The 13,171-nt window shown below is 38.7% G+C and carries 11 protein-coding genes; 9 read left to right on the top strand and 2 right to left on the bottom strand.

Features of this window, described 5'->3' with window-relative positions:
* Positions 1–68: 68 nt before the first annotated feature.
* Positions 69–356 (bottom strand): Mo-dependent nitrogenase C-terminal domain-containing protein, encoded by a 288-nt coding sequence (locus tag QI031_RS00360; RefSeq protein ID WP_281486167.1) that lies wholly within the window; start codon positions 354–356, stop codon positions 69–71.
* A gap of 483 nt (positions 357–839) precedes the next feature.
* On the opposite strand from QI031_RS00360, the gene QI031_RS00355 reads away from it, so the two are divergent.
* Positions 840–1,769, top strand: coding sequence for an alpha/beta fold hydrolase (locus QI031_RS00355; protein ID WP_281483268.1), 930 nt, complete (start codon positions 840–842; stop codon positions 1,767–1,769).
* A 44-nt stretch (positions 1,770–1,813) separates the two neighbouring features.
* Here the strand turns inward: QI031_RS00355 and QI031_RS00350 are convergent, their stop codons facing one another.
* Positions 1,814–2,182 carry a phospholipid-binding protein gene (locus tag QI031_RS00350; RefSeq protein WP_281483267.1) on the bottom strand — a complete coding sequence of 123 codons (369 nt, stop codon included), beginning with the start codon at positions 2,180–2,182 and terminating at the stop codon, positions 1,814–1,816.
* A gap of 262 nt (positions 2,183–2,444) precedes the next feature.
* On the opposite strand from QI031_RS00350, the gene ilvN reads away from it, so the two are divergent.
* The 8 genes from ilvN (at position 2,445) to QI031_RS00310 (ending at position 13,162) form a co-directional block, all read left to right on the top strand.
* Positions 2,445–2,966 carry an acetolactate synthase small subunit gene (gene ilvN, locus QI031_RS00345; RefSeq protein WP_281483266.1) on the top strand — a complete coding sequence of 174 codons (522 nt, stop codon included), beginning with the start codon at positions 2,445–2,447 and terminating at the stop codon, positions 2,964–2,966.
* Between the two features lie 1,506 nt (positions 2,967–4,472).
* Positions 4,473–7,544 (top strand): peptidase domain-containing ABC transporter, encoded by a 3,072-nt coding sequence (locus QI031_RS00340; RefSeq protein WP_281483265.1) that lies wholly within the window; start codon positions 4,473–4,475, stop codon positions 7,542–7,544.
* Between the two features lie 55 nt (positions 7,545–7,599).
* Entirely contained in the window at positions 7,600–9,138 is a 1,539-nt protein-coding gene (locus QI031_RS00335) for a beta-barrel domain-containing protein (protein WP_281483264.1), read from the top strand.
* 25 nt (positions 9,139–9,163) lie between these two features.
* Positions 9,164–9,925, top strand: a complete 762-nt coding sequence (locus tag QI031_RS00330; protein ID WP_281483263.1) for a peptidylprolyl isomerase — start codon at positions 9,164–9,166, stop codon at positions 9,923–9,925.
* A 376-nt stretch (positions 9,926–10,301) separates the two neighbouring features.
* Positions 10,302–10,625, top strand: coding sequence for a hypothetical protein (locus QI031_RS00325; RefSeq protein WP_281483262.1), 324 nt, complete (start codon positions 10,302–10,304; stop codon positions 10,623–10,625).
* A 286-nt stretch (positions 10,626–10,911) separates the two neighbouring features.
* A complete protein-coding gene (locus tag QI031_RS00320; protein WP_281483261.1) occupies positions 10,912–11,250 on the top strand; it encodes a hypothetical protein in 339 nt (112 codons plus the stop codon).
* Between the two features lie 63 nt (positions 11,251–11,313).
* On the top strand, positions 11,314–11,622 hold the full coding sequence (locus QI031_RS00315) for a hypothetical protein (protein WP_281483260.1): 309 nt from the start codon (positions 11,314–11,316) through the stop codon (positions 11,620–11,622).
* A 304-nt stretch (positions 11,623–11,926) separates the two neighbouring features.
* The gene (locus QI031_RS00310) at positions 11,927–13,162 is read left to right on the top strand and encodes a calcium-binding protein (RefSeq protein WP_281483259.1); all 1,236 of its coding nucleotides are present in this window, start codon (positions 11,927–11,929) and stop codon (positions 13,160–13,162) included.
* Positions 13,163–13,171 lie beyond the last annotated feature (9 nt).

The following is a 13,171-nucleotide window of genomic DNA, read 5'->3' as shown; positions in this document are numbered from 1 at the left end:
TAGACTTAAGTCGGTTACAACTGTAAATCTGTAATTACCGATACGCTGCATCAAGCAATTATCTAGCTTTAGCAATAGGCTGTGACATCTTCACCACATTCATCTGCAAGATAACAGAGCGCTCTAAAACGCAGAGTTACTACTTGTTCATAGAAAGGATTTAATTTACACATTGGCGGAATGTGAAATAGCTGACGACCAAACAGTTTAATATCACGTTCAAAGGGACATTGAGCTGGGATGACTTTGCACAACAGATGAGCTAGTTTAGGGCTATGAACTTCAATATTTTCTAACCACTCACGGACTGGATGCAGTAGGTCTTTATGTAAGCAGACTTGAGTAAAGCTTGTCATCATTCACCTTCATAATTTCTAATTTGACTAGATTTGAGAGATTTAACTCTCTGTTAATTAGATACAGTTTGGTTCTATCATTTTATGCATTCACTTTTTAAAGATTTCAAGAAGCAATCCCTATTTTGCTAATAGAGCAGAGGTCTTTAACTTTGGCTGGAAGCAATAATGAATTGATGCGTTTTCAGCCCAGTAAATTACCTAATTTTCAGAAAGAACTACGTGCTTATGACTCTTATCCAATCAGCTTTGTAGCTTCTTTATTACCTCCTTCAGACTAATCAGACTAACTTCTGATAACGTCAACGTGTTCGTATAGCGTTTCGTAGAGAAGGGACTTCCCGTCCGATGAAGTTGTTCCCGCAGGGTCGAGTACTGTATTTAGTAGTCAAAACTTTAGAGTTTGAAAATCCAGGACTAAAGTCCTGACTACAAAACATTAGATAGTATTTAATTAACTTATTGATAAATTCGGAGGAAAGTGTGACCACTACGGTACACTGGCAGCAACGAGTTGGGAATCAAAGAGATTGGGTTTGGCGAGGTTGGCAAACTCGTTATACTTACATTCGACCTGCTCAAGACAATCGACAAACAACACCCTTAGTCTTACTACACGGGTTTGGTGCTTCTATTGGTCATTGGCGACATAATTTAGAGGTGTTGGGAGAACACCACACAGTTTACGCCTTAGATATGCTAGGTTTTGGTGCTTCCCAAAAAGCCCCTGTGAATTACAGCATAGAACTGTGGGTAGAGCAAGTATACGAATTTTGGAAAGCTTTTATTCGTCAACCAGTAATATTAATAGGAAATTCTAACGGTTCGCTGATTGCTTTGGCCGCCGCTGCTGCCCATCCTGATATGGTGCAAGGGATAGTGATGATGAGTTTACCTGATCCCTCATTAGAACAAGAAGCGATTCCGCCTTATTTGCGACCTTTGGTCAAAACCATTAAAAATATTGTTGCTTCTCCGCTGATATTAAAACCGATATTTCACTTCGTACGCCGTCCTAGTATATTGCGTCGCTGGGCTGGAATTGCTTACGCTCATCCAGAGGCAATTACCGATGAACTTATAGAGATTTTAGCTAGCCCTCCCCAAGACCGAGGTGCTGCTCGTGCTTTTAGTGCCTTGTTTAAAGCTGCGATCGCTGTTAATTTTAGTCCTAGTGTTAAGGCATTATTACCAAATTTAAAAATACCAATGCTATTAATTTGGGGGCAAAAAGACCGATTCGTTCCTCCTACACTTGCTAATCGATTTGCTCAGTACAACGATAAATTACAAATACTTCAGTTAGAAGATGTAGGTCATTGTCCCCACGATGAATGCCCAGATCAAGTAAATCAAGCGATTTTAAATTGGATTGGTGGATGTCTTGACGACACCCAGCAATCGACCACATGAGCAACTGGTAAATTAGCCAAAGCCTTGACTTTTGCCCAGTGTTACTAGCCAATAGTAACTTCCCTAGTATCAACATTTGTAGCCCCATCCACTGATTGTGCTACAGAAACCATCTTGTTCAGAATTTCCTGACTGGGAACTTTGCCTTTTAAGACTACAGTGCTGGTTGTTTGAGCTACCCAAAGAGTATCAACATCGTCAAGTTGCTGGTCTTGATCAAATGCCAATGCTACCCGTTTTGCCAGTCCACTTTGGTCATATTCTCCGTTCAATCCTACACGCTCTGGGGGAATTGATTGCGTAGCAGTAGAGGCAGCATTAGTAGTAGTAGCTTGCGGTACTGCTTGGGGAGTAGGATTTACTTGTGCATTTTGAGGTTTTTCTAATCCAAAAAGTCTTTTTAACCAACTCATACAATTTTTCTACCACTAAAGGTTTATAACATTACAGAATAAAAGTTTTACAAAAAATCCACATCTGCCAAAAAAAAGATGTAGCTTGAGCAAGCTTTCTACTTTCAGTATGATTTATGCATAACTACTCTCTAGAGAGAGTAGTAAATGCAAGTATTAAGTTTAAAATAAAAGATTAGATATACAATTTAGCAATTTAAACAGTACGTGTAGGGCAGTGCTTGCATTTAATGATACGCTGCTTGATCCTGTGTTGGCGAAAATGAAACATACCCTTTCAGTTTTAGTAGAAGATGAGGCGGGTGTTCTGTCCCGCATTTCGAGTTTATTTGCCCGTCGCGGCTTCAATATAGAAAGTCTTGCTGTAGGGCCAGGTGAACAAGGAGGAGTTTCTCGAATTACGATGGTTGTACCAGGTGACGATCGCGTCATCGAACAACTCACCAAACAATTGTACAAGCTGGTCAATGTTCTCAAGGTGCAAGATATTACTGAAACTCCTTGCGTAGAGCGAGAATTGATGCTAGTGAAAGTAAATGCTACTAGTAGTAATCGCTCAGAAGTGATCGAACTAGCTCAGATTTTTCGGGCAAGAGTCGTAGATGTAGCAGAAGATTCTCTAACTTTGGAAGTTGTAGGAGATCCAGGTAAGATGGTGGCGATAGTTCAGGTACTACAAAAATTTGGTCTGAGGGAAATGGCTCGTACCGGCAAAATTGCTTTGACTCGTGAGTCTGGTGTGAATACGGAGTTACTTAAATCTTTAGAAGCAAAGGTTTCGTAAAGAAATGCGATCGCTACTATTTTATACAAACTTAATAGTTCACAAATTCTTAGACAGATATTTATAAACTATCGTTCACAACGCACAATGAAAATACTTCTTCCTTAATTTTGCCATTAATATCAACTTAACTGGCAAATCCTGACGCTATCTCGTTCCTAGCCATTGGTTAGGAATATTTTTTTGGATAGTTGTTTCTAAAATAGATATCAAAATCAAGGTTAAGCCTAACTTTGAATCAATCAACAATCAATCAAGTAATCTTACAAACTCTTTAATTTATTCATTCATAAGAAATTTATAATCTACCCTAAGAGGTATTTTCAAAATTTTAGTACTGTTGATAAGCTGACTTATGTATGAAAACCCTGATTTTTATACTTGATATTTTTCAAGATTCCCTGGCAAGGCTAATCAGTTCATCTATTATCTGCGGACAAACACAAACATGGCAGCAGATATCCACTCAAAATCCATGTTCTTGAAAGAACAACGTGATTATTGTTGTGACATGATGAGGGTCTGATATGGATTTAACATAAAAGGGTTAAATTAGAAAATTAATTTAAAACTAGGCACTGCATAGTGACTAAATACTTCTGTTTGAAACAAGTGTGATCTACCTGTATAGATAGCCTTCGCACGTCCTCTGTAGTGAGAATTAGGATTCTAAAAATTGGCGATCGCTAGGTGTTTAAAACACTGCTAAAATTAACGGCAAATATAGTTTTGTGGCTCACAGCGATGCCATTCTCACAAAAGGGAGTGAGAGATGTACATACAGTGAGGAGGATTTATTTAATTATCGTAAAATATTAGTAATAAATCACTATTAGGGACTAGGGTAAAAATTAAGATACCAGCTAGAAAACCTAAAAGCATAAAAGTTGAAAATCTGACTGATATATTGGTATCTTCTTAAACCGCAAGTTTCTAAGCTTAGATTCACTCTCTAGACTCCCAAATTGCTAGAGGGTAACAACTAAAGTTCTAAGTTTAACTGGGAACTACCCTTTAGACTCCCAAATTGCTAGAGGATAACAACCAAAGTTCTAAGTTTAACTGGGAACTACCCCCTAGACTCCCAAAGTACCAGGGGGAGAAACCCAGCTTAGTTGCGTATTAAGTAACTACAGAGTTAGCCAGTGTTGGCTAACTTATGGTGCATCTGTATGTGAAATCTCGGCTAGGAGGGCTTCACACTCAGCTGCAACATTTTCGTGCGTCTGCATTTTACTGTCAACAACAACCAGTTATAATTATGACACTTAGTTATTCTCAAAATCAAGCTATAAAAAAGCAAGCTTTTCTCAACTACAATGCTTGCGCCAGCGATTTTTACATACTTCCAACGCTAGTGCCAATTTGGCAAAATAATTTACCTAAATCTCCTCAATAACCAGGAATTTGGAAAATTTTGCAAATTGATTGATCACTCATCACAGTGAACAGTAACTGATGACTGATGACTGATTTAGGTATGTGGCGTGTTAGGGAGGTGAGCAAATGCTAACCGTGTTTTCTAAGCATCATTTAGGTAAAGAAATTACATCAGTTTTTGGTGAACAGCTTTCTGAAGTAGATTTAGAAGACTGTTTAGAGGTGGTAGAGATTGTTGAACCACCTTTGGCAAAGCAGTTTTGGCAATTAACACAGGCAAAATCAGGAATTTACTTAGTTTTAGCTGGTAAAGTCAGGCTCTTAGATTGTGCTGAGAATCTGATCACAACTATGACAACAGGGTTTTCGTTTGGTGAAGGAACGCTGTTTGCACAAAGAGAATGGCAAGCTTATACTGCTAGGGCTTCTGATGGGCTAAAGCTTTGCTATCTCCCAGGCGAAATTTTGCAAACTTTAATGCATAGATATCCCCATATTAGCGATCGCCTGTTGGCTCGCGCTGAACTTTGGGATTTATTATTAACTTATTGTTACAAGTCGCCCCAGCATCCCATCTCTGTACCGAGTATTCTGCAAGCATTATCTTTATTTGAGCGCCATAATCTGAAAATTGGTCTGTTACCGCCAGAATTGTCTCAAAATTGTCAATTATGGCTTTTATATCGAGGCGAATTTTCAAGTACAGACGGGCATAAATTTATAGCCCCAGAGATGCAGATATCTCAACAGCAGGACTGGAAAGTAATACAACCATCGACTGTATATGTACTGAAAGATGCTTATTGGCAAACAGCACTGCAACATTGGCCAGAGTTATCAGCGTTTATTAACTTGAATGCAACTCCTACCACCACTATTACTCATAAAAAAATTCGTCAGACTCCGTTAAAACCAGCACAAACAAATCTGCGTGGGAAAATTATTCCTTTCCCCAAGCAGACTGCACCAAAACCAAAGCCGAACAAACTACGCCCTTACTTTCCTCATCCGAAAGTACAAATAGGGCATTGGTGGAAAAAGGTATCTCGGCGTTATCCTTTCTATGCCCAACAAAGTGCCGCCGACTGTGGAGCTACTTGTTTAGTGATGGTTGGTAGTTATTGGGGCAAACATTTTAGTGTGAATCGCTTGCGAGATATGACTAATGTCAATCGCAGTGGTGCATCTTTGCAAGCTTTAGCAACAGTAGCGGAAAGCCTCGGTTTTGCTACCCGTCCTGTCAGAGCTACCCTTGATAAATTAGCAGAACAATCTTTGCCGGCGATCGCTCATTGGGAAGGCAACCACTTTATTGTCGTTTATGAAATCACCAAAGAGCGGGTAATTGTGGGCGATCCGGCAGTTGGTCAACGCAGTCTGACAAAAAAGGAATTTCAAGCAGGTTGGACTGATTATGCCTTGTTACTGCAACCAACAGACCTGCTGAAAGAATCTCAAGACGAGAGTGCCAACTTTTGGAAGTTTTTTGGATTAATCAAACCCCACCATAAGGTACTTTTAGAAGTATTAATTGCTTCAGTGCTAATTCAGTTATTTGGACTGGTAACACCTGTATTTACTCAACTGTTGTTAGATCGAGTCCTTGTACAGCGGAGTATTCCTACCTTAAACGCCGTTGGTATGGGGATGATCCTTTTTGGTTTATTCGGTATTGCCATGAATGGAGTACGGCAATATCTGCTAGATCACACAGCCAACCGCGTGAGTATTTCTCTGCTGGTGGGTTTCATGAAACATGTCTTCAACTTGCCTCTTGCATACTTCGAGTCGCGTTATGTAGGAGATATCGTTTCTCGGATTCAAGAAACCCAAAAAATTCAGCGCTTTTTAACCGGCGAAACCCTCTCAATCATTCTGGATTTACTGACATTGGTCATTTATCTAGCCATGATGTTTTGGTATAGCTGGCGCATGGCTTTATTTGTATTAGTGACTGTGCCGCCATTTTTTATCTTGGCATTGGCTAGCACAAATATTTTACGCCGCATTTCTAGAGAGATTTTTAATGCTGGAGCCAAAGAAAACAGTTATCTGATCGAATCTTTGACAGGGATTCGCACAGTTCGCTCATTGGCAATTGAACAGACAGTGCGCTGGCGTTGGGAAGAACTACTCAATAATTTAATTAGAAAAGGCTTTAATGCTCAGGTAATTGGTAATCGCCTGCAAATTATTAGTGGAGTAATTCAAACTTTTGTCAATGCTTCTTTATTGTGGTTTGGAGCCTGGCAAGTGATTCAAGGGGAACTCACCATTGGCCAATTAGTAGCTTTTAACATGTTGGTAGGTAACGTTTTGAGTCCTTTTCAGCGGCTGTCATTGTTATGGAATGAATTACAAGAAATTATTATTTCCACTGAACGTATTAATGATGTTTTAGAAGCCGAACCAGAAGAAGACTTACAAAATAAACCCCGCAAGCCTTTAGGTAAACTTCGCGGTCATATTCGCTTTCATGATGTTACTTTCCGTTATCACCCAGAAAGTCAGACAAACGTGCTGGAAAATATCAGCTTTGAAATCCAACCAGAGCAAATGGTGGCGGTGGTTGGACGTAGTGGTTCCGGGAAGACCACCCTCAGTAAATTGATTTTGGGTTTGTATCCCCCTACAGATGGTCAAGTGCTAATAGACGATCGCGACGTTACGAATATTTCTCTACGATCGCTGCGATCGCAAATCGGTGTGGTCGATCAAGATACTTTTTTGTTTGGTAGTACGATTCGAGAAAATATTGCGATCGCTCATCCCGAAGCTTCTTTAGAAGAAATTATTCAAGTAGCACGACTAGCGGGAGCAGATGAATTTATTCAACAACTCCCAATGGGTTACGAATCTCAAATTGGTGAAGGCGGTGGGATGCTTTCAGGAGGACAACGCCAGCGTATAGCGATCGCCCGTGCTTTGCTAGGAAATCCCCGCTTATTACTTTTTGATGAAGCTACTAGTCACCTAGATTCAGAATCAGAACGAATTATCCAAAACAATCTCAAAACAATTCTCAAAGGGCGCACTAGTGTCATCATTGCTCATCGCCTGTCTACTGTGCGTCATGCTGATTTGATCTTAGTTTTAGATTCTGGCGTATTGGTCGAAAGCGGTACTCACGACGAATTAATTACTAAACAAGGTCATTACTACTATCTCAATCAACAACAACTGGCTCAGACCGGTTGAATTTATCAGGAACTAGGAAATATTTCTTAGTTTCTAATTTCTTGTATTAAGAACCATGCCCTATTTATCTCCCGATTCTTCAAAAATACTAGATGATCAACTGCACGAGTCTCCAACTCGCCCAAACACTGAGGTTGACGAGCAGACAGAGAGTGTAACTGATCAACAAGATTGGTATCACGGCACTGAAGAACTCCTAGATGCCTTACCTAGAGTTTGGACTCGTAGCGTTTTATATGTGCTAGTGGCTTTTGTTTTCTTGCTCTTACCTTGGGCAACACTCTCGAAGGTAGATGAAACCGGAAGCGCCAGAGGAAGGATAGAACCTGAAGGTGCAACCCAAAAATTAGACTCGCAGGCGGGCGGTAGCATCCAAGCTGTCAAGGTTAAAGAAGGCGATGCAGTCAAAGCCGGACAGATTTTATTGGAAATCGAGTCTGATATTTTACGAACAGAACTCCAGCAAGCCCAAGCAAAACTCACTGGACTACAAAATCAGCGATCGCAGTTTGATATTCTCAAAAACCAAATCCAGTTAGCACTGAACGTTCAAGAACAACAAAATCAATCTCAAGCTTTAGAAAAAATGTCCCTAGTGAACCAGGCCAAACAAAACCTGGATGTTAAACAGAGTATCTATAACTTGCAAAAGTTAGAGAAACAAGCATTAGTCAGTCAAGCACAGCAGCAGATCAATACAGCTCATGATGACCAACTGTCTGCTGAAAGTGTTTTAAGTATAGATTCTCGACAAGTTGAACGCTTTAATCGACTTGTTAAGGATGGGGCAGTTTCTGCAACCCAAATTGACCAACTCAGAAAAGCCCAACAAGAAAGCAAGCGACTCTACAAAAAAGCTCAATCTGATGTCAAACAAGCACAATTGCGCTCAACTGAAGAGATTAACCGCTATCGGGCAACGATGAATCAGTTGCAATCTGATATCGAGCAAGCAAAGCTGCAATTGCAAGGTGAGCAAAACAGCTATCAAAGTTTATTGCAAACTGGCGAACTGGCAATGCTGAAAAATCAGCAACAACTCAAAGACTTGCAAACACAAATAGCTGGTGTGCAATCTCAGATTGCTCAAACTATCAGCCAAATCATGTCTTTAAAACTTCAGATCCAGCAAAGAATAGTGCGATCGCCGATTAATGGGGTGATTTTTGAGTTGCCATTTAGCAAACCAGGAGTAGTAGTACAACCTGGTCAAAGAATTGCCCAAATTGCGCCCAAAAATACTAGCTTCATCCTCAAAGCTAATATGCCTATTCAAGATAGCGGCTTTTTGAAGGTGGGAATGCCAGTAAAAATCAAGTTTGATGCTTACCCTTTTCAAGAGTATGGCATCGTCCAAGGCCAAGTTACTTGGATTGCTCCCGATTCTAAACTCACTCAAACACCCCAAGGAAATATCGAAACCTTTGAGTTAGACATCGCCTTATTGCAACGATATGTCGAAAATGGCGACAAACGTATTTTCTTAACCGCAGGCCAGACTGCAACCGCAGAAGTGATTATTCGCCAACGGCGGGTGATTGACTTTGTTCTAGATCCGTTTAAGAAACTGCAAAAAGGCAGTTTAGATCTGTAGTCATAGTGATTAAAGGAATTGTACTATGCCTGAAACCTTGACCATTTCTCATTTAGACATCATCCGTAGCCTCAAACTTTCCTGCCAAATTCCCAGTGTAATAGAAGCGATCGCATCTCAAAAAATGATTGCAGAAGTAGCACAGCAAGCAGGAATTACAGTCACACCAGAAGAAATACAGCAAGCAGGAGATGACTTACGCTTAACTCACAAACTCGTTAAAGCTAAAGATACTTGGAATTGGTTGACAAAACATTATTTGTCTTTGACTGAGCTTGAAGAACTAGTTTATAACCAAGTCCTTTATCAGAAATTGGCGAATCGTCTGTTTGCGACTCAGGTCGAACGGTTTTTTTATCAACACCAACTAGATTATGTCGCGGCTGTCACTTATGAAGTCACTCTTGATGATAGAGACGTGGCCTTAGAACTGTTTTATGCCCTAGAACAAGGTGAAATTAGTTTTCCAGAAATTGCTCGTTCATATATCTCAGAACCAGAAATCCGCCGTACCTACGGATATCAAGGGCTGCGATATCGCAAAGACTTTCGTCCAGAGATTGGAGCAGTTGTCTTTGCTGCAACCCCGCCACAGATTCTCAAACCGATTACTACGTCAAAAGGAGTGTTTTTAATTTGGGTTGAAGAAATCATCCAACCTCAATTGGATGAACAGTTACGTGAAAAAATCATTGCAGAATTATTTTCTGATTGGCTAAAGCTACAAATCGAGTGCATAGAAGTAGTCATTCAATTAGATTCAGGTTCTAATCAATCACAAAATTGATTTAGCTATCAATTAAATTTAATGATTAAATAATATTTTTTGTATAAATTTAAAAAAATACAAAAGATGCAAATCCAATCATTTAAAAAAATTTTAAATGGTAAAACTGTCGTATTACTAATATAAAAAATCGCTAAAAAAAGCTTCAAGCAAGAAAGACAGATTATTTCTTGTTTAAAAATAGTGTTTGTTTTTTATTTAGTTTATTAACTAATTTTAATTTTTAGCAACATAATTGTATTAGTATCTTTTATAAAAAATAAATCAAAAAACTATTGACTTTTCCCGAAATAACACTTACATTATAAATATAAGCAACAACAAAAAGTTGCTTTAAATAATTCCAGCAAAACAATCAATTCCCAGGAGAACTATCATGATTATTTCTGATCTAAACATTCTAGAATCTGTTGAAGAAACCTCTACCATTCAAGGTGGTATAAGAGTTCGTAACTATAACCAAAGAGACGACATTCGTGTTAGATTCGATTCCAACAACAACTTTCAAACCGTTGTTAGAGATCCTCGCACCTTTAATAACAGTGCTGCTGCTGGTGCTAAGGGTGATGCACAAAACAATAACTACCGTTTTATCCCCACCTACTCTTTCACCAAGGCTGACACAGTAGCTGTAGCAGAGTACTTGGGTGAGTCATTCTCTGCTAGCACCTCTGCTGCTGTAATCAACAGAGCTGGTTAATAACCAGGATTGGTGGTTAATTTCACTAATTTTGTTTCGTAATTAGTGCCTTAGCGCTAAAGACGTTTAGTGTCTTCCCGTTCTCTAAAGAATAGGTAGCCCTAATTACGAAATAATTTCAAATTGTTAGTGCAGGAACCACGAAATGCTCAATAGCTAGGAGCTAGTAGTGGTTCCTTTTTTAAAATCACTTAAGTCTGCGTAGGCTAATTTAGCATATCTGTGATCAATGCAAAATGTAAGACTTATCTAAAATCCAAACACCAAAAATTTTACTAAGAAAGTTGTGAAAAGCCACTTAATCATTGCTGACTTAAGTTATATCCAGCACATTACCGAAAGTAATGATGTGATAGGTGGTAATGCTGTTGCTGCAACTATTACAGAAGTAGGATCTGGATATGCTCTTGCTTTGGCATTAGCAGATGCTAAGGGTCTTGAAACTAAAACTGATGCTCGAACTTTAGCAAGAGTAAAATACTACGAAAACTTTACAGTCAGTTTAGCAGATGCCAGAGCTACAGCATTTGCAAGAACTAGAAATAAAACAAGCCGAGCTTCAAGTTTGAGTACTTCTACTTCGCTTGATTTTACAAGTTTCAGCAGTTTCACAACATCTTTGTAGGGGTAAGTTTAATCTCTTCTCCCACATTATCTTGTCTTCAATTCTCATAAATGTAGGTGTAGTATGAGCAGACTAAAGATATCAGAGTTGAGTTTTTGTGAAATAGCAACCGAGAAAGACGTTCAAATCAAAGCTGGATGGGGTTTTGAACAAAGTTTAATTGATAATAGTTTTTACTCGTTACTCTTTGGCTATACCCGTGAGCAAGTCTATTTTAATCAAGATTATGTGGTTGATAAACTAAAAACCACAAACACTAGTAAATCTGGGTACATAGTCTCAAGTAAAGATAGCAAATCTAAGGCTGGTGTAGTAGTGAATCAGACAACAAATCGCACAGTTAGAGTTGCTTTTGCATCATCTTTTACTTAATTTCAGCACTTTCATATTGCTTGAACGATAAAGTTTGTAGTAAGGCACTTAGGAAATAAGGACTAAAGTCTTTACTACAAACCTATGAAATTTTAGCTCAATTTTTGGTAATTAATCTCATGAAATATTGTCAAGTTGTTATCAAAAACATTGTTTCGTCTGATGGCAAGATTATTGGCGAGGCAAAAAGTGTAACTACAGTGTCTGTCGAACATCAAAATGTTTCTTCTAGTAGTTCTAGTATTTCCTCAACATCTAGCTCTACTGATAAATAGTTCAGCGTGAATAAAGGAACAAAAATTAGATGACATCAGAACTTTTCTTTTTACAACTGAATGAACCTACAAAAAAATATGACCCTAACTTTGCTAAAGCTAAAGGAATTACTCTATTTAAGAACTACAGTCAAAGTCCGTTAGATATTTTGACTAATGCACAGACAGAAGCTTTAGTCAAAGGTGGTGTAGCAGCAGCTATTGCTGACGCTCAAGCTTTGTTTCGCTATGATCCAGATTTCTCTTATCTGTTCACCGAAAGTATTGTTGTTGGTTTAGATGAGGGAAGTGCTAAAAGCGCAACTAAAGTTATTGCGAGTTTTGAAATTAATGCTCATCAAAAATTCTCTTTTGATTTTTTAGCAGCTTTAGGATTAGAAACTAAAGAAATTGAGCGTCCTAATGCTGAATACAACCAAGCTAGAGCTAACACGGCTTTTTTAGTTTTAGATATATCCAATATAAATAAACCCAAGGTATTAGATTATTTTAGTATATATGGCAAGTTAGTTTCTTCAGATAAAAAAGACTTGTTAAAATTTGGTCGTAGTAAAAATGTCATTATTGAGAAATCCGATAAAGTTGCTAATTTTAATATAGATGGTAACGATGGCGTAGATTTTATCACAGGTGCAGCGAAAGGAACTTATCAACGTAAATTTAAACAAGCTACTAATATAGCCGTAATAGAAATTAATGTTAATGCTGTTAAATTTTTGAGTGATACTTTAATCGATAATTTAGGTGATGATGTTATCTACGGTAGCCTAAATAATGATAAGTTAAAGGGCAGCAATGCTAACGACAAAATGTATGGCAGCCTAGGTAACGATCGCCTGTATGCCAAGAAAGGTAATGATATCCTCGAAGGGGGACAAGGCAACGATTGGCTAGATGGAGATCAGGGTAACGATAAACTCCACGGCGGTTTCGGTGATGATACCTTGATTGGAGGTAAAGGCAGTGATTTCATGGTTGGTGGTGATGGCCATGATAAATTTGTTTTTAACCGTAGCGATCGCTCCTTTAAAAATGAGCTTGACATTATTCAAGACTTTGAGGTTGGTATCGACAAAATTGTATTGCAAAATTGGGATAAGATTAATACCAATCAATGGTTAGATCGGGTACTTTTTCAAGGTAGTATTAGTGATACCCAAAATGGCGTTCTTTTTAATTTTGATCTGGAACGGTATCAAGGGCAATTACTGCTTACAGGGGTGAAGGTGAACGAACTGAGTAACTCAGACTTCGTCTTTAGTTAAAGAGTTGCA

Origin of the sequence: Halotia branconii CENA392 (assembly GCF_029953635.1) — a bacterium.
In the GTDB taxonomy this organism is placed as follows: domain Bacteria; phylum Cyanobacteriota; class Cyanobacteriia; order Cyanobacteriales; family Nostocaceae; genus Halotia; species Halotia branconii.
This window is presented reverse-complemented; position numbering and strand designations above follow the sequence as displayed.

Excerpts from the sequence above, each read along its gene's own strand:
- QI031_RS00315 (WP_281483260.1), top strand. The coding sequence starts at position 11,314 with ATGAGCAGACTAAAGATATCAGAGTTGAGTTTTTGTGAAATAGCAACC.
- ilvN (WP_281483266.1), top strand. The coding sequence starts at position 2,445 with ATGAAACATACCCTTTCAGTTTTAGTAGAAGATGAGGCGGGTGTTCTG.
- QI031_RS00350 (WP_281483267.1), bottom strand. The coding sequence starts at position 2,182 with ATGAGTTGGTTAAAAAGACTTTTTGGATTAGAAAAACCTCAAAATGCA.
- QI031_RS00330 (WP_281483263.1), top strand. The coding sequence starts at position 9,164 with ATGCCTGAAACCTTGACCATTTCTCATTTAGACATCATCCGTAGCCTC.
- QI031_RS00325 (WP_281483262.1), top strand. The coding sequence starts at position 10,302 with ATGATTATTTCTGATCTAAACATTCTAGAATCTGTTGAAGAAACCTCT.
- QI031_RS00360 (WP_281486167.1), bottom strand. The coding sequence starts at position 356 with ATGACAAGCTTTACTCAAGTCTGCTTACATAAAGACCTACTGCATCCA.
- QI031_RS00335 (WP_281483264.1), top strand. The coding sequence starts at position 7,600 with ATGCCCTATTTATCTCCCGATTCTTCAAAAATACTAGATGATCAACTG.
- QI031_RS00310 (WP_281483259.1), top strand. The coding sequence starts at position 11,927 with ATGACATCAGAACTTTTCTTTTTACAACTGAATGAACCTACAAAAAAA.
- QI031_RS00340 (WP_281483265.1), top strand. The coding sequence starts at position 4,473 with ATGCTAACCGTGTTTTCTAAGCATCATTTAGGTAAAGAAATTACATCA.